This is a genomic window from Nostoc sp. CALU 1950 (assembly GCF_051172895.1).
GTDB lineage: Bacteria > Cyanobacteriota > Cyanobacteriia > Cyanobacteriales > Nostocaceae > Nostoc > Nostoc edaphicum_A.
Map to the genome: position 1 here is coordinate 1 of NZ_JBDNJQ010000158.1, position 19,829 is coordinate 19,829.

A 19,829-nucleotide genomic window follows, 5' to 3' on the forward strand; every position below is an offset into this window, starting at 1 on the left:
CCCCGACTTCTTTAAGAAGTCGGGGATCTTGCTTTTCCCGAATTATTCAAGATTGCTATAGTTTTTTCTCGTTTAAAATTCTGGTTGCTGATAACCGAGGTAAATAGCTTCTAAAAATACATCAGGTGTAACACCTTCTGGCAACTTTTCTAAATTAATAATAGCTACAACTTGTTCGGCTAACTTTAGAGATAATGAGGCTCTTGCCTTCAATGACAATGCGCCACGCCGCTGCAAATACTCACGAATAACAGCAAAATCATCTGGCATCAATGGTGATAAATCGGCAATTTGTACTAACTCTTCACGGAGTAACTTTGCCTGTTCTGAAATTGTTAATGTAGGAGATGTAGTAGATGTTTGGGCTTGAATCACAATTGTACCAGCAGCCAAATCACCTAAGCGCTTTTCACGGCTACCCAACATAATTAAAAAAGCGCCAATAAACAAAGTTTCATCAAAGGGTCGTAGTAAAGCACGTAGCGTTGCTTGTTGTAGCCCGATCAGTCTACCATCGTCTCGAACCACGCGAATTTTAGCAAATCGTTTACCAGGAGTTTGTCCAAACCATAAGGTTTCAAAAAATACAAAATACCCGATGTAAATTGCAAAGCCGATCAGAAAGAAAATTGCTATTAACCAAAGTCCTAAATTCTGAGCATTCGTAATCAAGTCTTCAAAAAAATTGAATAGTTGAGTAGAAAAGACAGTCCAGGTAAGGAAAAATACAAGCAAAGTTACAGTCAAAACTGTATAGTCAATCAGCAATGCCAAGGCTCGATTACCGATTCCTGCTAGAGTAAATTCCAACTCTACACTTTCTGGAGTCTGGAATGTGATGCGATTAAAAAAGCGCATATTTTAACTAATTAAAAATTAATAGAGTTGGATTAAGGTGTTGAGTTAACGAAAATCTTGCGAGGGAGGTTCTCGTAATTGCAAACCTAGACCTTCACGACGACTACGCAAGTCTAAGTATAAAACAGCTTTTATTGCTTGCCAGAATGGCAGAACCAAAATTCCACCTATCAAGCTTCCAACCCAAGAAATAAAATACACAATTGAGTAGATAGTAGAACCTGGCTCAAGATTTATTAGGAATAAGCTAGGTATATAGTTTAATACAAACAGCAATGGTAGTGTTACGATAAAAGCAACTAAAACAACGCCCTGAATGCGAAATACTGAAGCTTTAGTTAACTCCCAACTTCTGGCAACACTTTCGCCACCATTGATATTTTCCTCAACTGCTAAGGGCACTTCAGCTATTATCCAACGGGAGTAGAACCAGGTTAGTCCTAATAGCACAAGAACTACCGTTACAATTACTGCCATAATTGTGGCTGTAATACCTGCACTAACACCTAATATCCCTCCTAATACTCCTCCGATCAACGCACCTATCAAACCGCCCACGATCGCCATTCCAAAATAAATTAAAAGCATTGATATACCTACTTGGAAACCAACTCTCAAAAATGACCAAAGACGTGGATTAATATGGTTCTTGGCAGTTTGAACACCTTCAGGTTGGTAAATCAATTCTCCAAAAGCCAAGCGTGAAATTAGTCCAGAAATGGCTGCATATTTTGCCCAGCCATAAATTGGAACTAGAATCCACAAGTGAGCGATCGCAGCTAGATTAAGATAAGTCTTCAGATGAGAACGATATAATCGCACCGCAGCACTGACAACATTACCGATACTCAGTGGTTGTATCTGACCGGAAGATCCAAAGTTTTCAGACATAATGGCACATTTTCCTTGAAATTACGGAGATGAATTTGAGGCTATCTTAAGCTAAGTTAAACTCAGTGTTCCCAAAATTCATGAATATTCAACGTTGGATTGCGCGACGAGAACCAAATTGGCAGCGTTTGGATGCCCTATTAAGGCAGATAGAAAAAAAAGGACTAAAGTCCTTACGGGCAGCAGAAATTAGAGAGTTAGCGAGTTTGTATCGTTCAGTGGCAGCAGATTTGGCACGTGCCCGCACTCAGCAAATCGGTAATACTTTGATCCAAAGTTTACAATCTTTAACAACTCGTGCGTACACGCAGATTTACCAAGGTTCGCGGCGACAAGAATGGCAGGCGATTCTAGAATTTTACCGCTGGGGTTTACCATCTGTAGTCCAGAAAACATTTGTATACATTGCTGCTGCAACGGCGCTGTTTCTACTGGGGGGATTAGTGGCTTGGTGGTATTCTTGGCAAAACCCCAGCTTCATGCCTTTAATCGTACCTGAAAACTTGATTACCAAGGTACGAGATGAGCAAAAATTATGGATGGGGTCAATTGTCGGCATTGAACCTCTGGCATCCAGCGGTATTATGATCAATAACCTAGCGGTGTCTTTTGGGGCTGTCGCCGGTGGGATCACTGCTGGGCTATACACAGCCTATTTGATGGTATTTAATGGCTTATTAATTGGTGCTGTTAGCACTTTGGTTGCTCAAAATAATCTGGCTTATCCTTTTTGGGCCTTTGTGTTTCCGCATGGTTCCTTAGAATTACCTGCGATCTTTTTTGCTGGGGGTGCGGGATTTTTATTAGCAAGAGCAATTTTATTTCCTGGTAAATATCGCCGTGGAGATGCACTAAAATTTTACGGTTCTCAGGCGGTACAGCTAGTATTTGGGATTGTACCAATGCTGATTATTGCTGGTGTGATCGAAGGCTTTTTTTCACCTAATCCCAGCGTACCTGATGCCATTAAATATCTGGCAGGAATAGGATTATTTGTACTTTTGGTAATGTATTGTAGCCGCAAAAAAGCATGAAATAATTTACATGGCAGCGGATTGGTCAATTGAAAAATATTTTAGAATAAAGTAAATACTAACTATGTAAATAAATCATCATAAGTTAAAGCTAGGATAATCATGGTACAAACATCAAATAAAATATTGACGCTAGAAGAGTTTCTCGCGCTACCAGAAACTAAACCGTATTGCGAATACATCGACGGTAAAATCATTTCAAAACCTATGCCTCAAGGAAAACATAACACTATTCAAGGAGAACTCTGTCCCGCAATCAATTCTGTTGTCAAAGTACAAAAAATGGGTTGGGCTTTTCCAGAATTGCGTTGCACTTACCCTTCGGGAAGCCGTGCTTCGCACGTCTATGGAGGGCGTTCTATAGTTCCTGATGTCGCTGTATTCTCTTGGGCAAGACTTCCTGTAGACGAAAATGGTGATATTGCCAATACATTCGTCGCAGCACCCGACTGGATGATCGAAATTCTCTCCCCTGAGCAAAGCCATACAAAAGTTACAAAAAAAATCTTACATGCTCTCAATCACGGGACTCAAATGGGTTGGTTAATTGACCCAGATGAGCGATTTATTGCTGTTTATCCTGCGAGACAACAACCTTTACCTTTTGAGGAAAATGATTCTGTTTTACCAGTGCCAGAGTTTTGTCAGGGGTTACAGTTGACGGTAGGTGATATTTTTGGGTGGTTAAAGGTGATTCTATAATCAATATTAATCGCAGTAGTTTAGGATTAATGTTTCAGCCCAAGAATAAGAGAATACATTCTATTTATTTAGTATCCAGCTTGTTTGTCTACAACATTCCGCAAGGGCTGACCGGTTTGGTAGCGTTTAAGATTGTCGATAAATAGTTCTGCTATGCGCTCTCTCAGACGTGGCGACAAAGCTGAACAATGGGGTGTGATAAAGGCGTTCGGTAGCGACCATAAGGGACTTTCCGGTGGCAGGGGTTCGGTTGCAACAGTGTCTAATCCAGCACCCGCAATCCATCCCTCACGTAGTGCGGTGAGCAATGCGGCTTCATCTACTATTGCACCACGAGCAATGTTAATTAAGTAAGCAGACTGGCGCATGGAGCGCAATGCAGATTCATCGATCAAGCCTTTAGTTTCTAGAGTTAATGGTGTAGCGATAACTACATAGTCTGCTGCTGGCAGGAGCGATCGCCACTCATCAGCACCCACAACTTTGTCAAAATTCGGCAGGGGTTCGGGATGGCGGCGACTACCCCAAACTTTAACTCCAAAGGCTTTGGCGCGAGATGCGATCGCTTGACCAATATTCCCAGTACCGAGAATTAATAAAGTCGCGTCTGCCAACTCCTCAAGAAACACTCCTCTTACCCAAGTGTGTTCATCCTGCAAAGTTTGCAATTTCCGTAAATTCTTGGCGTGATAAAGCATGAATGCCAGTACAAATTCCGAAATTGGAATTGCGTGTACTCCTGCGCCATTGGTGAGGATAATGTCCTTTTGCAAAAAAGTTGGCGTGAGGATGTGATTTACGCCAGCACTTGGTGACTGTTGCCAACGCAACGCGGGTGCTGCTGTGAGTACTTTGTCAAGGGTAGAGGTCTTCAGGTAAAATCCGTTGACATAAATTTCTGCATCACTAGGATCACCATCAAGATTACCTTCACTATCCACTTCCACAACATCTATATCAGATGGTAGGAGTGGTTTAATATCAGCAATCAGATGATCGGGTAAAATTATTTTCACTATTTGCTACTCCCTGATTCCATTTTGGATTTTCAAAGTGCGATCGCACTTGACATTCTGAAATAAACTTCAGCATCGCCTAGCATCCCCATCTAAAATTTCCTTCAACATCTACTCTTACAACCTCTGTCTCAGGCGGTAGATGAGGCTCAATATCAGCAAAGAGATCGAGCGTTAAGATCAGTTTTATTGTAGATTACCTCTTCTTTCTTTACAGGGATATACTTTGGAAATTGTCTCTGGCTGATAAAAAACAAGTGCTATTTTTCCTTGGAATAAATTATGATATTAAAGTAAGATTATCTGATTTTCTACTTAATTTTTAAACACATAAACTCCAGATCAAAATATTGATTATTAAATTCATACGCCATTTTCTCTATTCCATATATTTGAAAGCCCAATGATAAATAAAGACGTTTTTCTAAGAAATTACTTTTAACAACATCAAGTAATAATATTTCTAACTCGTTAATAGCTTTTGCTCTTTCAATTAATTCATTTAGTAATAATTTACCTATACCTTTTCCTTGATATTCTTGTTGAACATACATACTACTAATATATGCTTTGTGTCTGAGTTTTATTCTTGATTCTTGATGAAATGCAACTATTCCAATTAACTCTTTATTCTCAAAGCCACCCAAAATAAAGTTATTGTTATCCACTGGTATTTTATCCCGAAATTGTTCTATCGTCTTAATTGCTTCTTCATGATACATTGTGCCAAATGAATCTTGATTTTTATATAACGCTTCTAATCTGATCTGTCTATAATCTTCTGTATCATCCTCTGTTAATTTTCTAATTATCATTAGATTAAATCTAAGTAATAGATATTTCTTATTTTAATAAAGCGATATAAATTAATAATTATTATATTCTAGTTTATCTAGGTCGTGAATATAGAAAAAATCACCCAGAGGCGCAGAGAGGAGAGTTGAGAGGGATTTTGAGTGTTCATAAAAAATTTTCGATTGCTATAGCTGCTTTTTAAGAGTAAGTTTTAATCTCGAAGTAGCCTATTTTACCGCAGCTACCTCAAGCATTATATTAATCAACTACTCAACTGCAACAATTGGTTATTTGGCTGAGTACCTTCATTGCTCATTACTCGCTGGAGAACTGTTTCTCTGATATTGACAAATACTTCGCTACTTCTATCTCGCGGGCGTGAAAGTTTCACAGGTAAATCTAGAGAAATCTGTCCTTCATCAATCACTATCACTCGGTCTGCCAAGGCCACAGCCTCTTCCACATCATGAGTAACCAAAAACGCAGTAAATTTTCGCTCTTGCCATAAGTTCTCAATCAAATTCTGCATTTCTTGGCGAGTTAAAGCATCTAATGCTCCCAAAGGTTCATCTAGTAACAACAAACGGGGTTGGCTGACTAACGCTCTTGCTAATGATACCCGTTGCCGCTGTCCACCAGATAAAACATAAGGCCACTCATCAGCTCGATCTTTGAGTCCGACTTTACCGAGTGCCCACAATGCTTTTTCACGCCAATCACCTTGTAAGCCTAACCCTACATTTTGGATAACGCGCTTCCACGGTAATAAACGGGGGTCTTGAAACATCACTCTTACAGAACCGCTGAGTCTACGCAGTGGTTCTCCATCCAGTAGTATTCCGCCTGAAGTTGTTTTATCTAATCCTGACACAAGACGCAATAAGGTACTCTTACCACAACCACTTCGTCCGACAATAGCGACAAACTCACCTGCTTCAACTTCTAAATTCAGCGAGTTTAAAACAGTTTTCTTGCCAAAAGCCTTTGTCAAATCCAAAATACTTAGTTGTGTACCCTGTACGTTTGAACTCACTTGCAAAACCTCCTTATTTTAGAACAGTCGAGATTTAATTATTTGATGAGACGTTGAAGAAAGCAAATCACACTCAAAATCAATGAAAGTCAAAAGCTAAAATCAATAATTTTCAACCTTTGACTTTGGTGAATTTGGCATTTAGGACCTTTGATAATTGGGGTTCCAAGCCAAGAATTGTGTTTCTAATCCTCTGGCAACAGCATCTGCTAATTTACCCAGCAATGCATAGATAACAATACTCAATACCACAACATCGGTTTGCATAAACTCACGGGCATTCATTGCCATATAACCAAGACCGGAATCTGCTGCGATCGTTTCTGCCACAATTAGTGTCAGCCACATAATCCCCAAGGAAAAACGGACACCAACGAGAATCGAAGATAAAGCGCCAGGAAAAATGATTTGCCAAAGAAGTTGTGGTGTTTTCAATCCATAGACTTTTCCCATTTCAATCAGTCCAGGGTCAACGCTGCGGATGCCATGAAATGTATTGAGATATAATGGAAAAAATACCCCCATAGACACTAAAAATAATCTGGCTTGATCGCCAATACCAAACCAGAGAATTACCAAGGGAATTAATGCCAAATTGGGGATAGTGCGGAGCATTTGCAATGAACTATCTAATAACTTTTCTGCAACACGGGAAAAGCCATTGAGCAATCCCAAACCAAATCCAATACTACCACCAACTATAAAACCAGATATCGCCCGCCCAGCACTAATTCCTATATGTTGAAAAAGTTCTCCGGTGGAGGCTAGTTTAATGGCTGTAGCGATTACACCACTAGGGGCTGGTAAAATTCTGTTTGAGAGTAAACCAGTTCTGGAAGACAATTCCCAAAGTACTAGTACTAGAACGGGGACAATCCAGGGAACTATGTTCTGGAGTTGCGGGTTTTCTAACACCTTGCTCAGGGATATATTATCGTTGCTCTTGGTGTGTTTAAAAGTAATAGTCATGGAATTCTGGATTGTAGATTGTTCCAAAGGATGAATCTAGAAGTTTCGTCAACTTAATTCGTAATTATTAGTTATTAATTAGTAATTTGCTTTTCAATTACGAATTACGAATTATTCATGAAGCACTCGTTAGTTGTTGAGCAAATTTTTCACTGGCAACTATTTCGCTCACTGTACTCAATACTGGTGGCGTTAGCGATGCAGTTTCCCTCTGCAAAGGTAAACGTGGAAATAATAATTCAGCGGTGCGATATGCTTCTTCTAAATGGGGATATCCAGAGAACACAAAAGTTTCTATGCCCAAATTGTGATATTCCAGCATCCTAGCGGCAACAGTGTCGGGATCTCCAACTAGGGCAGTACCAGCACCACCCCGTACTAATCCAATTCCTGTCCACAGATTGGGGCTAATTTCTAAGGTTTTTCGATTACCACCATGTAATTGACTCATGCGCCGCTGTCCTTCAGAATCAGAATTAGCCAAATTTTTCTGAGCTTTTGCGATCGCATCCTCATCCACATACTTAATTAGTTCATTGGCAGCATCCCAAGCAGCAGATTCGGTTTCTCGCACTATTACATGCAAGCGAATCCCAAAACGGACTGTTCTACCTTGTTCAGCCGCCAATTTTCTGACTTCGGCAATCTTTTGGGCTACTTGTTGTGGAGGTTCTCCCCAAGTCAGGTAAACATCTATATGTTTAGCAGCAACACGTTTGGCAGCAGCAGATGAGCCGCCAAACCACAAGGGTGGATAGGGTTTTTGAACTGGTGGAAATAAGAGTTTACCGCCTTTGATATTCAGGTAGTTTCCCTGAAAATCAACTGTTTCCCCGCTGACGATACCCCGCCAAACTGTGAGAAATTCATCGGTTAAATCATAGCGATCGTCATGACTAAGATGCAAGCCATCCCCAGCTAGTTGTACAGGATCTCCACCTGTCACCACATTAATTAACAATCTTCCTTTAGAAATCCGGTCAAATGTTGCTGCCATTCGTGCAGCAGCACCAGGGGAAGTAATTCCTGGACGAATTGCCACGAGAAATTTCATCTGCTTGGTGACAGATATGAAAGCCGCGGCGGTAATCCAAGCATCTTCACAAGAACTCCCTGTGGGTAACAATGCGCCCGTGTAACCTAAATTATCCACAGCTTGAGCAATTTGCTGCAAATAATCAGGTGTGGCAACACGAGAGCCAATATCTGTGCCTAAATAGCGTCCGTCATGAGATCCAGTAGGAATAAACCAGAGAATTTGCATGTTTGTCAGGGTATGAGGTCTTAAAATACGATAACTCGATATGTATGCCGTAGATTATAGTCAGAATTTTACAGGAAATTATTTAAAAAGCCAGTATAGATTAACGATTCATAAAAAAGAGCTTCCCACCAAATTGACTCTTTAGCGGATAATCCTGGCAATCATGACACATCTGTAGCAAATATGGCTGTCGTCAAGAATACAAGTTTTGTCTAGAAGCTGATGTTGTGGAACACACGGTAGCGGCAATACCCTATGGGTGACAATACTTGTCGGTTAAGGGGGAAAGGGGAAGGTGGGGCCCCCTCTGGGGATAAGGGGCGGGGGGAAAGGGAAATTAAAAACCTTTAACCCAAACCCAGTAACCCTTTCCCAAAACCAAACTTTGGGTTCAAAATGCAAAACCCGAGTAGTATTGCTATGGGTGACGCTCCTTCGTCGCTAACGCTGAAAGCGTTCTCGTAAGAGTAGCAGCTTCTCTACGTTCGCGTAGCGTGTCGTAGACAAACGCTCCGCGTAGCTTACTTCTCTGTAGGAGTATGCGTCTACATGAATTGCCCCTGCTGTAAAATAAGGGTTTAGGCTATTATTTGCGTAAGTTCTAAAAGCCTCGCTTTATCAGCAAAGCCAAAAAATTCATGTTAGGAACCAACCATACAGAAGCAAGTCCGTGAGAGCCAGAGAAAGCGCGGCCAAAGTACACCTAACTGAAAAACAAGCCCAATATTTTTAAGATTTTGGCTCATAAATAATGATACATATTGAAATGGCTGGTTACTTCTATATAGCCCAATTTTACTTAAAAAATATATTTAAATTTAACTCTCTATGGTACAGTTTCACTGAGGTTTTCTACTAAACAGTTATGAAAAAACACAATAATACAATTGTATTAATTGTACTACTAGGGTTAGCTAGTATACTTTTCTTACCGTTAGTATATAAAGATACGCTAGGAGAAAGAGATAGCTTCCGGATGGTAATGGGTATTATTGACTCGATTACATCTAATAAACCATTAGGAAGCAGTATGCTTTATGGTCGTGATATCTCTTTTGCATACTTTGTATTATTAGATTTTTTCAGACCAATTTTTAAAACAAATTTGGCTCTGATAATTCCTTTCATGAACTATATAAATGCATTGAGTGCTATTTTGACGGTTATACCTTTCTTCTTTTTAGTTAAAAGATATTGGGGAACTAGTATAGCCATAGTAGCAAACATATTACTAATGTTTCTCCCAGTTTGGAGGGTAACCAGCCAATACGGACATCCCATGACTGGAGCAGTATTATTCATGTTCATAGGATTAGCCTTGATTGGTTATCGTTCATTCTTAAGCTCTTTGAGATTAGGATGGAAGAAATTAATTTTATGGGATGTATTAATTATTGCTAGTTTTGCTTTATGTTTAATGTTCAGGCTAGATGCAATCCTAATGTTTCCTCTAATTCCAGCCTGTCTTCTTCTAGAAAATTATCCTTTTAAAAAGATTGTTTCTCCTTCGATATTATATAGTTTTTTCCCAATAATTGTTTTTAAAGTAATGCAATCTCAACTTCCACTCATTCCAGAGGTTGAAAAGAGTAATGGAATAGTTGAGCAACTTTTATTATGGAATAATCCTACTAGATACTTTGATAATTTTGTGTTTGGTAACCTACTTTTTGTTTGGGGCTTAAATCCTTTACTATTTTTGGTATTTTTTATATCCTGCATTTATTTGGTGTACAAAAAGAGTTATTCATCTCTCTTTTTTATCTTACCAACAGTTCTATTAAATTACATATTCTGGCTGCCAAATCCTGCTCCAGCCCGTCATTTTATCTATTTATCTCCTGTTGTAGCAGTTAGTATTGCAATCTTCTTAGCAGATATTTTCCCAACCGTAAAATCCTTTGTAAAAAATAATATAAAGACAGGAATAGCACTCGCAGTAGTTTTAATATTTTCTGTTTTAATAAGCTATAAATATTCCTACTCTGCGCCAATGTCAGAGAAATACTCTCATACAGCCAGAAGTTTAGGCAACGAATTACAACAATTAGAGCCGAAAGATCAGCCAATTTTGGTAATTGCCGATACGATTCCGGCTGTAGTTCAAATTCAACTCATGTCAAAAGACACGAAAGTTAAATATGAAAAAACAAATGTTTTTACAGACGATGATATTAAATATCAAAAGCGATCTACTTTTAGACCTAAACCTTTATACATATCCGTAATCGTTGTAGAAAATCAAAAAAATAAGTTTATATGTTATTTCCAAGGTTGGAAATCAAAAATAAATGAAATACAGAGATTTTTGCAAGAAACAGATCAATATCAGAAAGGTTATCTTGTATTAAATATGTTAGATAAAGAAGCCAGAAAGGTTGATGTTGAACCATCTAGCTTATCTAATAAGTTTGATATTTTAAAATTGTAATTATCAATTTCTTACCTTGTAAAAGAGAGAGTGAAAAGACGGGTTTTGGCGATGAGTCTGAAGGTTGTATTATCTTAACTGACTAAAGTAGTGAATAACTTCACTTAATTTTTTAAGTAATTTATTTACTCTGCTTTCAAAAACCCAGATTTTCACGAATTAATGAAAGGGCAAATAGAGAGAAATTAGGTTGTGTTTAGAAAAAAAATAGGAGTAGAGTCCTAGTGTGGAACTTAAAAACTGGTATTTTATTACTCACATTAGGTTGCATCGTTGCGACTGGTATAGCAGTATATCTTCTTGGCGGCGTTGAACCAGAACAAATTCAAGCTTTGCTGAAATATTCTGGAATTTGGGCACCTGTTATTTATGTTGCTTTGTACGTTGTAGCAACTATGTTAGTTTTGCCTTCAACAGTGCTCAATTTGACTGGAGGTGCAATTTTTGGGCCCTGGCTAGGAACTGTCTGGACTAGTGTTGGAGCTGTCATTGCGGCAATCATCGCCTTTGCTTTTACTCGTACTATTGGACGCGAAGCAATTGCAAAACGACTAGCAGGACGTTGGCAAGCGATGGATGCTGAGGTTCGTCGTGGAGGACTTTTTTATATGTTTGCCATACGACTAGTACCGATTATGCCCTATGGCTTGGTCAATTTCGTCGCTGGACTGACATCGATCAGTTTTAAAGATTATGTTTTAGGTACAACATTAGGAACAGTACCGAGTGTCTTACCTTTTGTACTACTAGGTAGTTCTGGTTTGAAGGCAGTTAAGACAGGTGATTTCTTACCGCTAGTACTCGCTTTAGGCTTAACTGGAATGTTGGTCGCGGGGTCTACTTGGTATCGAAATCGTCGTACTTTTCCTAAAAAAGCTATAGAAAACCTTAAAAAATCAGACTCATCAGATCACATTAACCCGAATAAGAAATAAACTATGTTACCAAAGTATTCATTTGTTATTCCAATCTATAACGAAGAAGAAATTATTCCCGAACTATACCGTAGACTGACTACAGTAATGAATCGGATGGATGGTCTTGTCGAATTAATTTTAATCAATGATGGTAGCCGCGATCGCTCCCTACAACTAATACGAGACCTCCATCAAAAAGACCCGCGCGTTTGCTACTTGAGCTTTGCTCGTAACTTTGGTCACCAAATTGCAGTTACTGCTGGTCTCAATTTTGTCCGGGGTCAAGTTATCGTCATCCTGGATGCGGATTTACAAGATCCACCAGAACTAATTCCCGACATGGTTGAAAAATGGCGACAAGGGTATCAGGTCGTCTACGCTCAACGCAGTCAACGTCTCAAGGAAGGACGATTCAAGCGTTTTACTGCCTACTTTTTTTATCGTCTTCTGAAGAAGCTTGCAGATGTAGATATTCCTACTGATACTGGTGATTTTTGTTTGATGGATCGGCAAGTCGTAGATCTTCTTAATTCTATGCCAGAACGCGCCCGCTATATTCGTGGTTTGCGTTCTTGGGTTGGCTTTCAGCAAACAGCAATTCGGTTCGAGCGCGACCCTCGCTTTGCCGGGGAAGTCAAGTACACTTTCAGCAAATCTTTAGCGCTTGCTATCAATGGTCTGGTGTCCTTTTCAATAGTACCACTGCGGTTATCAACCTATTTGGGGTTAGTAGCAGCGGTGGCGGCCATCTTGATGGCTTTATTAGTCTTGTATTGGCGTATTTTTGTCCCCAATTCGCCTTTAACCGGGTTTACGATTATTTTGATGGCAATTTTCTTTCTCGGATCTGTGCAATTAGTCAGTGTTGGTATCTTAGGCGAGTATATAGGGCGTATCTATGAAGAAGTTAAAGCCAGACCCCTCTATACTTTGGCAGAGGTAGGTGGTTTCTATCATAAATCCTCCAACTCAACGAAAAATTCTGACGAGTACCAAATGAGCGTGGGGGACGAGGGCGCGAAATAGTTCAATAAAAAGAAAAGCCTGTGGGCTAGAAAGTAAAGGTAGTCCGGAGAGCACCTACCCAAATTGGATCGTTGTTATCGTTATGTTCTGGTTTGGTAATTACATAAAAATCTGGAGTAATAGTGATGTTATCATTTACCCGATAAGTGTAGAAAGCCTCTAGGTGTAAAGAGGTGCTTGGATCTTCTCGAAGAATCCCAGCGCCACTTCTATAATCACTACTCGTAACTTTAGGTGGTATACCAACGATAATCCCACCTACATTGCCTTTTTTAAGCAAGTCTGGAAAACCAACTGTGAGTGCAGTATTAATGATTGTTGCATCACTATCACCGCCTCTGTTCTGGTGGGCGCGTGTATAGCCAAACCAACCACCTAAAGTTAAGCTCCGAGTGGTTCTCCAGTTAAATTGAAATCCGAAGTTATCGGTTGTAGTGGAGTTTTGTTCAAAAGGATTTCTGGCGAAAGCGCTACCTGTACCACCAGTGACATTAAAATTAGGTTCAGCACCAGTAGTGTTATCAGTATAGTATTTGCGGGCGTAGGTCAGGCCAAAATCTAACTGGCGAGTGGGCGATATGGTTAATTGAGCAAGTGCCAAATTAGTACCATTGAAAAGTCCACGGCCAGGGTTAGGGGCCTGATTATTATCTGCTATGTAACCTAAACTTAATTGCAATTGATCGCTAAACTTATACCCAAGAGCTAAACCAGCACCATCAAAACCTGGTCGATAAACAGTATGGTTGAATGTGGCAAACCGAGAGATCGCACCGTTTAGTCCACCAATAGCACCATTTAAGGTGGGAGTAAATGTAGCCGGTTGAAGTGCTCTAGGGCCTACCCACACAGTAGCTTTTGAGCCTAATGGGAAACGATATGTTAACTGACTGAGATAGGTATCAGCTCTCCCGTCACCATCAATGGTAAAACGAGTCATCTGGGTTCCTGTAGTCGCCCCCAAGTTAGGAATGTTATTTCCCGCTGTTATGAGAGTGGTTAGTTGATCTCTGCCTGTAAAGCTTGTTTGAAAGTTAAGTCTGGCACGGTAAGCAAAAAAAGTTTGAGTCCCATCATTTGTATCATCAGCAGCTGTATTATTGGCGCGATCGCCAAATGTATCTGCTACCAAGAATGTTGCATCACCAACTAGTTTGGTAGTTGTCGAAAACTGATTGGCTTCTACCTTAGCTTGACGCATCTCTAAGGCATCTACCCGTCCGCGCAGGGCGGTAAGTTCAGATGCAAATTGTTCTTGGAGTTTTTGCAGAGTGGTTAAGTCTTCCTTTCGCACCAAGTCTCCAGTGCTAGTAGCAATCAATTCGTTGAGGCGATCGAGGGCTGCATTCAAACCAGCAGCAAATTCGTAACGAGTCAGCGCCCGATTACCTTGAAATGTGCCATCTGGATATCCTGCAATCACGCCGTAGCGTTCAACTAGAGACTGCAAGGCTTGAAATGCCCAATCTGTAGGTTGAACATCAGAGAGTTCTGATACAGATGTAACTTGATCTATGCGATCGCTAGGTACTGCTAAAACTGGAACTTTTGATGTGCTACCCGAAGGTTGAAAAGATGATTCAGATGAAGTTCTCTGAGTAATGCCAGTTGGGGTAATCTTGTCAATTGGTATTACTTGCTGTGTTGGTTGTGCTGTCTTTTCCACTTCATCTGCACTTACTGCTGAAGACAGGACTACGAGTCCACCGAACAAAGCTGGAATCACTAGCAAATAATTCCACAAAACTTTAGACATGGGTTGTTTGTTCCTCACACAATATCAATTAAATTCCGCTGCTCAATCTTTTTCGGTAGCTACAAGACCTTGTGGAAGAGAGAACATCATATAGTTGGTAGTAAGCACTTCAGTGCTTAAAAGGAAGGACTAAAGTCCTGACTACGAACCTGTTTACCCATCAATTTAATTACTTAGTTACGCGCATTTTGTAACTTTCAGCTTTTCCAGATTTTTGCCATGAGGCTACTCTCAGAAACGAATGGCACTAAGTTAAGCTGAAAGGTAAGCGGCGTAGGGATTGCAGAGGGGCAGGGGAGCGGAGGAGCAGGGGAGAAAGAAGAAATTTTAGGCATTGCGTTCAGATATTTAGAAATTCCCCTCTGCTCCCCTGCTGCCTCAACGATTTTCCCTTTTCTTAGTGCCATTCTGCCAATACACCTCACCAATTTTTTACCCCCGCTAAGAACAGCTAGGGATTTCGGAATTTATAAACTTTAGACACTAGACAGCCTATGAGCTACTTTCGCTCTTGCTCGAACCCTGAGAAACTGGTAGGTAGATGCCTTGAGCCGGAATGGGATTCCTTGCTCTTGTTTGGAAAAACCATTAAACTACGGTAAGTCTATCAAAATTAAGTATTTTATGTACTAACATCGGATATTTGCACAAAACCCTAAAAAAAGCAAGTTTCTTAAGATGATAACTAAGTTTGTTTTACATAACTTTATGTTTGAATTTGTTTGCTAAAGTGCTTGCTTTTTGTCTAAAACTGTGAAAAGCTTTGTTATGTCATAAACTACGGTTCATCGGTCAAGATAAAGTAGTTGTTTGTCGGTGTGGTGGGAATTTGTAAGGAGCCAAAATTTATTCAGGCTACTAGTAGACCACCAACAAGTAAATAGGCAAACAGATTTCTAAATATTTTGCAGCATCGATGGGGTGAAGAGTTGATGCTTAAGACTTTATGGACGAGGGGAAATATTCTAAATGCTGAAGACGTTAACAACCGATTTTGAACTTGACCTCCAAGCAGATGTGCTGGTGATTGGAGGTGGGCCAGCTGGAACTTGGGCAGCATGGAGTGCTGCATCAAGCGGAGCTAGGGTGATCCTCGTAGATAAAGGATATTGTGGCACAACTGGATGCGCCGCTGCATCTGGTAATGGTGTCTGGTACGTGCCACCCGATCCAGAAGCACGGGAAACAGCGAAGGCAAGTCGGGAATCGTTGGGTGGGTTTTTGTCCGATCGCAATTGGATGGATCGGGTATTGAATCAGACTTATACAAATGTCAATCAGCTAGCAGAGTGGGGTTATCCCTTCCCTACCGATGATGAAGGTAAACCCTACCGGCGATCGCTGCAAGGGCCGGAATATATGCGGCTGATGCGGCGGCAAATTCAACGGGCAGGAGTCAAGATTTTAGATAACAGCCCCGCCTTAGAATTACTGGTTGATGACGATGGTGCTGTTGCTGGTGCAACAGGTGTGAACCGTCAGACTGGTGAGAAATGGGTGGTGCGATCGCAGTCCACAATTATCGCAGGTGGGTGTGCGTTTCTTAGTAAAGCGTTAGGATGCAACGTCCTGACAGGGGATGGTTATCTGATGGCGGCAGAAGCAGGTGCTGAGATGTCGGGTATGGAATTTTCCAATGCTTACGGCATCTCTCCCGCCTTTTCTTCAGTCACCAAAACCCTGTTTTATAATTGGGCAACTTTTACCTACGAAGATGGTACTGTGATTCCGGGGGCAAGTTCTCATAGACGTTCAGTAATTGCTCAGACATTACTGCAACAGCCAGTTTACGCCATCATAGATAAAGCGGCGGAATCAATGCGGGCATCTATGCGTTTAGCCCAGCCCAACTTCTTTTTACCCTTTGATCGTGCAGGTATTGATCCATTTACCCAACGTTTCCCTGTCACCCTGCGCCTAGAGGGAACTGTGCGCGGGACGGGGGGAATTCGGATTGTAGATGAGAGTTGTGCCAGTTCTGTACGGGGACTCTATGCGGCTGGAGATGCAGCTACACGGGAACTGATTTGTGGCGGATTCACTGGCGGTGGTAGTCATAATGCAGCTTGGGCAATATCTTCTGGTTATTGGTCAGGTAAATCGGCTGCTGAATATACCCGTAGCTTGGGAGAACATAAAACTCAACGACAAGTTAAAGGTGTTGGAGAGGTAGGATTACAGAGTGGGAGCGTAGCTTGCCGCCGAAGGCATCGCACTTTAGCAACTAATGAAATTATTCAGGCAGTTCAAGCTGAAGTATTCCCCTACGAAAAGAACTATTTCCGTACAGAACAAGGCTTAACTGAGTCTTTGGCTAGGCTAAATCATCTTTGGCAAGAACTCCGCAATAGCCAGGTAACATCAGAGAAAGAGCTTCCCAGGGCGCGAGAAGCTGCGGCGATGGTAGCCACAGCGCGATGGATGTACAGCAGCGCCATTGAACGTAAAGAAACTCGTGGTATGCACAAACATTTAGATTATCCAGAACTTGATGCTAACCAGCAACATCACCTAATTAGTGGCGGATTAGATCATGTCTGGGTGAAAAGTCAGCCTTTAAATAGTACAGAAAAGTCAGAATCCAAAATAGGAGCAGCAGTGTGATTGAGTTGGTCAGCGAATCGCGGTGCATAAAATGTAATATCTGCGTGAATATTTGTCCAACCAACGTGTTTGATAGAGTACCTAATGCGCCGCCAACCATTGCCCGACAGAGTGACTGCCAAACCTGTTATATGTGCGAATTGTATTGTCCAGTTGATGCTCTTTATGTTGCACCAGAAAGCGATATGCAGACTTCAGTCAACGAGGCAGAATTGGCAGAAGTTGGGCTGCTGGGTAGTTACCGGGAAAACATTGGTTGGGGACATAAACGCACTTCAACAGCCAAAACGGATCAAACATTCCAAATTTTGAAGCAGATGAAATAGTGCGGCGGAGAGAAAAGTCATGCTGGCATTAAAAAAGGCAGGAAGCAAGAAGCAGGAAGCAGAACGTAGTCCTATAAAAATTAGGTATTTTGAGTCTAGTGACTGTTTTCAAACTCGAAGATCCCCCCTAACCCCCCTTAAAAAGGGGGGAAAAGAAATTCTTAAAGCCCCCCTTTTTAAGGGGGGTTGGGGGGATCTTCAAAGACGAGGTTGCTTAACGAGAGGTTTGGAAACACGCCCTAGATACCTTATGTCTAGTACGAGATTATCAACTTCAGTAGCTTGTGTCCTACTGCTAGTGACTACAGGATGTAGCCAAGGCGAAACTAAATCTGCTCAATCCATTGAGGCTGTTAATGTTAACAACGCTGTTGCTGCATCTAATAATATTTCTACCCTACGAATAGGTTATGTAGGTAGTTCAGAACCGACAGGATCGCTTGGTTGGGCAAAGAAAAAGGGAATATTAGAACGTGAGTTGCAAAAAGCGGGATTTAAAAACATTACTTTTGCACGATTTCCTAACGGACCGGATCTAAATGAGGCGCTTGTCGCCGGACAATTAGATGTTGGTTCTTTAGGTGATACACCAGCCATAGTTTTGAAAGCTAGGGGTCAGGAAACCCGACTGTTGCGGATCAGCCAATTTAATACAACCGCTTGGTTAGTGGCGAAAAAGAATGGGCCGCGATCGCTTGGTGAACTTAAGGGTGAAAAAATAGCAACTCAAAAAGGCTCTTATATGCACCGATACCTGCTGGGTCTATTAGCTGAAACTAAAATTGCCAAGGATGTAAAAGTTGTTCACTTGATGACTACTGAGGCAAAAGCGGCTTTAGAACGTGGTGATATAGCAGCTTATGCAACCTCAAGTGATATGGGGCCTTTCCTGGAATCAGAAGGGTTTCCAGTGATTGATTCTTCGGCAAATCATCAGGGTTTGTCTGGAACATCATTAGTTATAGCAACTGAAAACTTTCTAGCTAAACAGCCTGATTTTCCCCAGAAATTTAATGCAATTCTCACAGAAGCAACTAAGGATTTAAAAGCTAATTATGAAGAATATTATCAGTACCACGCTCAAACTACTAAATATCCCATCGATATAATTAAAGTATCGTTCCCACTCAAACAGGTATCAGAAGAACCATTACCAGCCGAGGGTGTGAAGCTTTTAGAGGGAACAAAGAATTTTTTAGTCTCGCAGGGTTTAGCAAAGTCTGACTTTAAATTAACAGATTGGGCTGTTAATGAACAGCCGCGTTAATTTTATTGGTCTTGTTGATTAAAGATATGAAAAACTCACGCAGAGGCGTAGAGGGAATTTATGGAGGAGAAAATTATCAGTGAAGCTGATTTTCGAGATTTTGTCTTTACTAATCACGCCACATTATAAAGAAAAATCCCAACTTCTTCAAAGGAATTGCTGTTGAGAAGTGAGTAAACAAACTTCTGAATCAGTATTGACTATCTACCCAATCCAATTGAAAAATAAGGTAGAACCTATGACTATTGCATTAGACCGTCCCAGAAAAACTAAGTCTGCTCAAATTCGGGAAAAATTGGGTTATCCGATCATTGACACCGATGTGCATACCCAAGAGTTTCCCCCAGCATTCTTAGACTATTTAGAGCAAGTTGCTGGAACTGCTATCACACAGCGTTTTCAAGAACACTTACCCGGTGCATCTCGCTCTAAATGGTTTAAGCAATCTTGGGATGAACGCCGCACTTACCGCACCGCCCGCCCTCCCTTCTGGACTCGTCCCACCAATGATGCTTTAAATTTAGCTACCGTTAGTTTGCCAAAGTTATTACACGAACGTTTACAAGAAGCTGGTACAGACTTTGCCGTTGTGTACCCCAACTTGGCAGATGGCTCCACACATTGGGAATGAAGAAATGCGGCGGGCTGTTTGCCGTGCAGCTAATACTTACCACGCTGATATTTTCCGCCCTTATAGCGATCGCTTAACACCCATTGCTGCTATACCCATGAATACGCCCGAAGAGGCGATCGCAGAATTGGAATATGCGGTGAAAGTGCTGGGACTTAAAGCAATTCAAATCCCCGGACATATCCGCCGCCCGATTCCCGCCTTTGAAAAATATGGCGAAGAAGTAGCGAACGAAGCCATCTGGATTGATACCTTTCTGGAGTTTAGACTAAAAGCGATATGAGAGAACGCAAACCAAATGGAATTAGA

18 protein-coding genes are annotated in these 19,829 nt (G+C 41.1%); 10 read left to right on the forward strand and 8 right to left on the reverse strand.

Annotation, left to right across the window (positions count from 1 at the left end; translation table 11 throughout):
- Positions 1 to 72 precede the first annotated feature (72 nt).
- On the reverse strand, positions 73 to 858 hold the full coding sequence (locus tag ABF638_RS30135; protein ID WP_435026538.1) for an RDD family protein: 786 nt from the start codon (positions 856 to 858) through the stop codon (positions 73 to 75).
- Between the two features lie 45 nt (positions 859 to 903).
- Positions 904 to 1,749 (reverse strand): hypothetical protein, encoded by an 846-nt coding sequence (locus ABF638_RS30140; RefSeq protein WP_435026539.1) that lies wholly within the window; start codon positions 1,747 to 1,749, stop codon positions 904 to 906.
- Between the two features lie 80 nt (positions 1,750 to 1,829).
- Here ABF638_RS30140 and ABF638_RS30145 point away from each other — a divergent pair, with 80 nt between their 5' ends.
- Together ABF638_RS30145 and ABF638_RS30150 are read left to right on the forward strand one after the other, a co-directional pair.
- The gene (locus tag ABF638_RS30145) at positions 1,830 to 2,783 is read left to right on the forward strand and encodes a stage II sporulation protein M (RefSeq protein WP_435026540.1); all 954 of its coding nucleotides are present in this window, start codon (positions 1,830 to 1,832) and stop codon (positions 2,781 to 2,783) included.
- A 102-nt stretch (positions 2,784 to 2,885) separates the two neighbouring features.
- Positions 2,886 to 3,485, forward strand: coding sequence for a Uma2 family endonuclease (locus tag ABF638_RS30150; RefSeq protein WP_435026541.1), 600 nt, complete (start codon positions 2,886 to 2,888; stop codon positions 3,483 to 3,485).
- 68 nt (positions 3,486 to 3,553) lie between these two features.
- Here ABF638_RS30150 and ABF638_RS30155 read toward each other — a convergent pair whose 3' ends face one another.
- From ABF638_RS30155 to ssuD, 5 genes are all read right to left on the reverse strand, one after another.
- Positions 3,554 to 4,504, reverse strand: coding sequence for a D-2-hydroxyacid dehydrogenase (locus tag ABF638_RS30155; RefSeq protein WP_435026556.1), 951 nt, complete (start codon positions 4,502 to 4,504; stop codon positions 3,554 to 3,556).
- 308 nt (positions 4,505 to 4,812) lie between these two features.
- Positions 4,813 to 5,316: a GNAT family N-acetyltransferase gene (locus ABF638_RS30160; RefSeq protein WP_435026542.1), complete on the reverse strand. Its 504-nt coding sequence runs from the start codon at positions 5,314 to 5,316 to the stop codon at positions 4,813 to 4,815.
- A gap of 242 nt (positions 5,317 to 5,558) precedes the next feature.
- The gene (locus ABF638_RS30165; RefSeq protein ID WP_435026543.1) at positions 5,559 to 6,329 is read right to left on the reverse strand and encodes an ATP-binding cassette domain-containing protein; all 771 of its coding nucleotides are present in this window, start codon (positions 6,327 to 6,329) and stop codon (positions 5,559 to 5,561) included.
- A 141-nt stretch (positions 6,330 to 6,470) separates the two neighbouring features.
- Entirely contained in the window at positions 6,471 to 7,298 is an 828-nt protein-coding gene (gene ssuC / locus ABF638_RS30170; protein ID WP_435026545.1) for an aliphatic sulfonate ABC transporter permease SsuC, read from the reverse strand.
- Between the two features lie 115 nt (positions 7,299 to 7,413).
- Positions 7,414 to 8,562, reverse strand: coding sequence for an FMNH2-dependent alkanesulfonate monooxygenase (gene ssuD / locus ABF638_RS30175; RefSeq protein WP_435026546.1), 1,149 nt, complete (start codon positions 8,560 to 8,562; stop codon positions 7,414 to 7,416).
- 865 nt (positions 8,563 to 9,427) lie between these two features.
- Here ssuD and ABF638_RS30180 point away from each other — a divergent pair.
- The 3 genes from ABF638_RS30180 (at position 9,428) to ABF638_RS30190 (ending at position 12,936) form a co-directional block, all read left to right on the forward strand.
- On the forward strand, positions 9,428 to 10,993 hold the full coding sequence (locus ABF638_RS30180; RefSeq protein ID WP_435026547.1) for a hypothetical protein: 1,566 nt from the start codon (positions 9,428 to 9,430) through the stop codon (positions 10,991 to 10,993).
- Positions 10,994 to 11,217: 224 nt separating this feature from the next.
- Positions 11,218 to 11,928, forward strand: coding sequence for a TVP38/TMEM64 family protein (locus ABF638_RS30185; RefSeq protein WP_435026548.1), 711 nt, complete (start codon positions 11,218 to 11,220; stop codon positions 11,926 to 11,928).
- A 3-nt stretch (positions 11,929 to 11,931) separates the two neighbouring features.
- Positions 11,932 to 12,936: a glycosyltransferase family 2 protein gene (locus tag ABF638_RS30190; RefSeq protein WP_435026549.1), complete on the forward strand. Its 1,005-nt coding sequence runs from the start codon at positions 11,932 to 11,934 to the stop codon at positions 12,934 to 12,936.
- A gap of 25 nt (positions 12,937 to 12,961) precedes the next feature.
- Here ABF638_RS30190 and ABF638_RS30195 read toward each other — a convergent pair whose 3' ends face one another.
- Positions 12,962 to 14,692, reverse strand: a complete 1,731-nt coding sequence (locus ABF638_RS30195) for an iron uptake porin (RefSeq protein ID WP_435026550.1) — start codon at positions 14,690 to 14,692, stop codon at positions 12,962 to 12,964.
- Positions 14,693 to 15,661: 969 nt separating this feature from the next.
- On the opposite strand from ABF638_RS30195, the gene ABF638_RS30200 reads away from it, so the two are divergent.
- The 5 genes from ABF638_RS30200 to ABF638_RS30220 all read left to right on the forward strand — a co-directional run bounded on the left by ABF638_RS30200 (position 15,662) and on the right by ABF638_RS30220 (position 19,803).
- Positions 15,662 to 17,296 (forward strand): FAD-dependent oxidoreductase, encoded by a 1,635-nt coding sequence (locus tag ABF638_RS30200; RefSeq protein WP_435026551.1) that lies wholly within the window; start codon positions 15,662 to 15,664, stop codon positions 17,294 to 17,296.
- Positions 17,293 to 17,622 carry a 4Fe-4S binding protein gene (locus tag ABF638_RS30205; protein WP_435026552.1) on the forward strand — a complete coding sequence of 110 codons (330 nt, stop codon included), beginning with the start codon at positions 17,293 to 17,295 and terminating at the stop codon, positions 17,620 to 17,622. The genes ABF638_RS30200 and ABF638_RS30205 overlap by 4 nt, the downstream gene beginning before the upstream one ends.
- Before the next feature lie 250 nt (positions 17,623 to 17,872).
- A complete protein-coding gene (locus ABF638_RS30210) occupies positions 17,873 to 18,889 on the forward strand; it encodes an ABC transporter substrate-binding protein (RefSeq protein ID WP_435026553.1) in 1,017 nt (338 codons plus the stop codon).
- Between the two features lie 238 nt (positions 18,890 to 19,127).
- Positions 19,128 to 19,520 (forward strand): hypothetical protein, encoded by a 393-nt coding sequence (locus ABF638_RS30215; RefSeq protein WP_435026554.1) that lies wholly within the window; start codon positions 19,128 to 19,130, stop codon positions 19,518 to 19,520.
- On the forward strand, positions 19,498 to 19,803 hold the full coding sequence (locus ABF638_RS30220) for an amidohydrolase family protein (protein WP_435026555.1): 306 nt from the start codon (positions 19,498 to 19,500) through the stop codon (positions 19,801 to 19,803). Before ABF638_RS30215 ends, ABF638_RS30220 begins: the two co-directional genes overlap by 23 nt.
- Positions 19,804 to 19,829: the final 26 nt, after the last annotated feature.

Coding starts and splice junctions, on each gene's coding strand:
- ABF638_RS30135 (WP_435026538.1), bottom strand. CDS start 858: ATGCGCTTTTTTAATCGCATCACATTCCAGACTCCAGAAAGTGTAGAG.
- ABF638_RS30140 (WP_435026539.1), bottom strand. CDS start 1,749: ATGTCTGAAAACTTTGGATCTTCCGGTCAGATACAACCACTGAGTATC.
- ABF638_RS30145 (WP_435026540.1), top strand. CDS start 1,830: ATGAATATTCAACGTTGGATTGCGCGACGAGAACCAAATTGGCAGCGT.
- ABF638_RS30150 (WP_435026541.1), top strand. CDS start 2,886: ATGGTACAAACATCAAATAAAATATTGACGCTAGAAGAGTTTCTCGCG.
- ABF638_RS30160 (WP_435026542.1), bottom strand. CDS start 5,316: ATGATAATTAGAAAATTAACAGAGGATGATACAGAAGATTATAGACAG.
- ssuC (WP_435026545.1), bottom strand. CDS start 7,298: ATGACTATTACTTTTAAACACACCAAGAGCAACGATAATATATCCCTG.
- ssuD (WP_435026546.1), bottom strand. CDS start 8,562: ATGCAAATTCTCTGGTTTATTCCTACTGGATCTCATGACGGACGCTAT.
- ABF638_RS30180 (WP_435026547.1), top strand. CDS start 9,428: ATGAAAAAACACAATAATACAATTGTATTAATTGTACTACTAGGGTTA.
- ABF638_RS30190 (WP_435026549.1), top strand. CDS start 11,932: ATGTTACCAAAGTATTCATTTGTTATTCCAATCTATAACGAAGAAGAA.
- ABF638_RS30195 (WP_435026550.1), bottom strand. CDS start 14,692: ATGTCTAAAGTTTTGTGGAATTATTTGCTAGTGATTCCAGCTTTGTTC.
- ABF638_RS30200 (WP_435026551.1), top strand. CDS start 15,662: ATGCTGAAGACGTTAACAACCGATTTTGAACTTGACCTCCAAGCAGAT.
- ABF638_RS30210 (WP_435026553.1), top strand. CDS start 17,873: ATGTCTAGTACGAGATTATCAACTTCAGTAGCTTGTGTCCTACTGCTA.
- ABF638_RS30215 (WP_435026554.1), top strand. CDS start 19,128: ATGACTATTGCATTAGACCGTCCCAGAAAAACTAAGTCTGCTCAAATT.
- ABF638_RS30220 (WP_435026555.1), top strand. CDS start 19,498: ATGGCTCCACACATTGGGAATGAAGAAATGCGGCGGGCTGTTTGCCGT.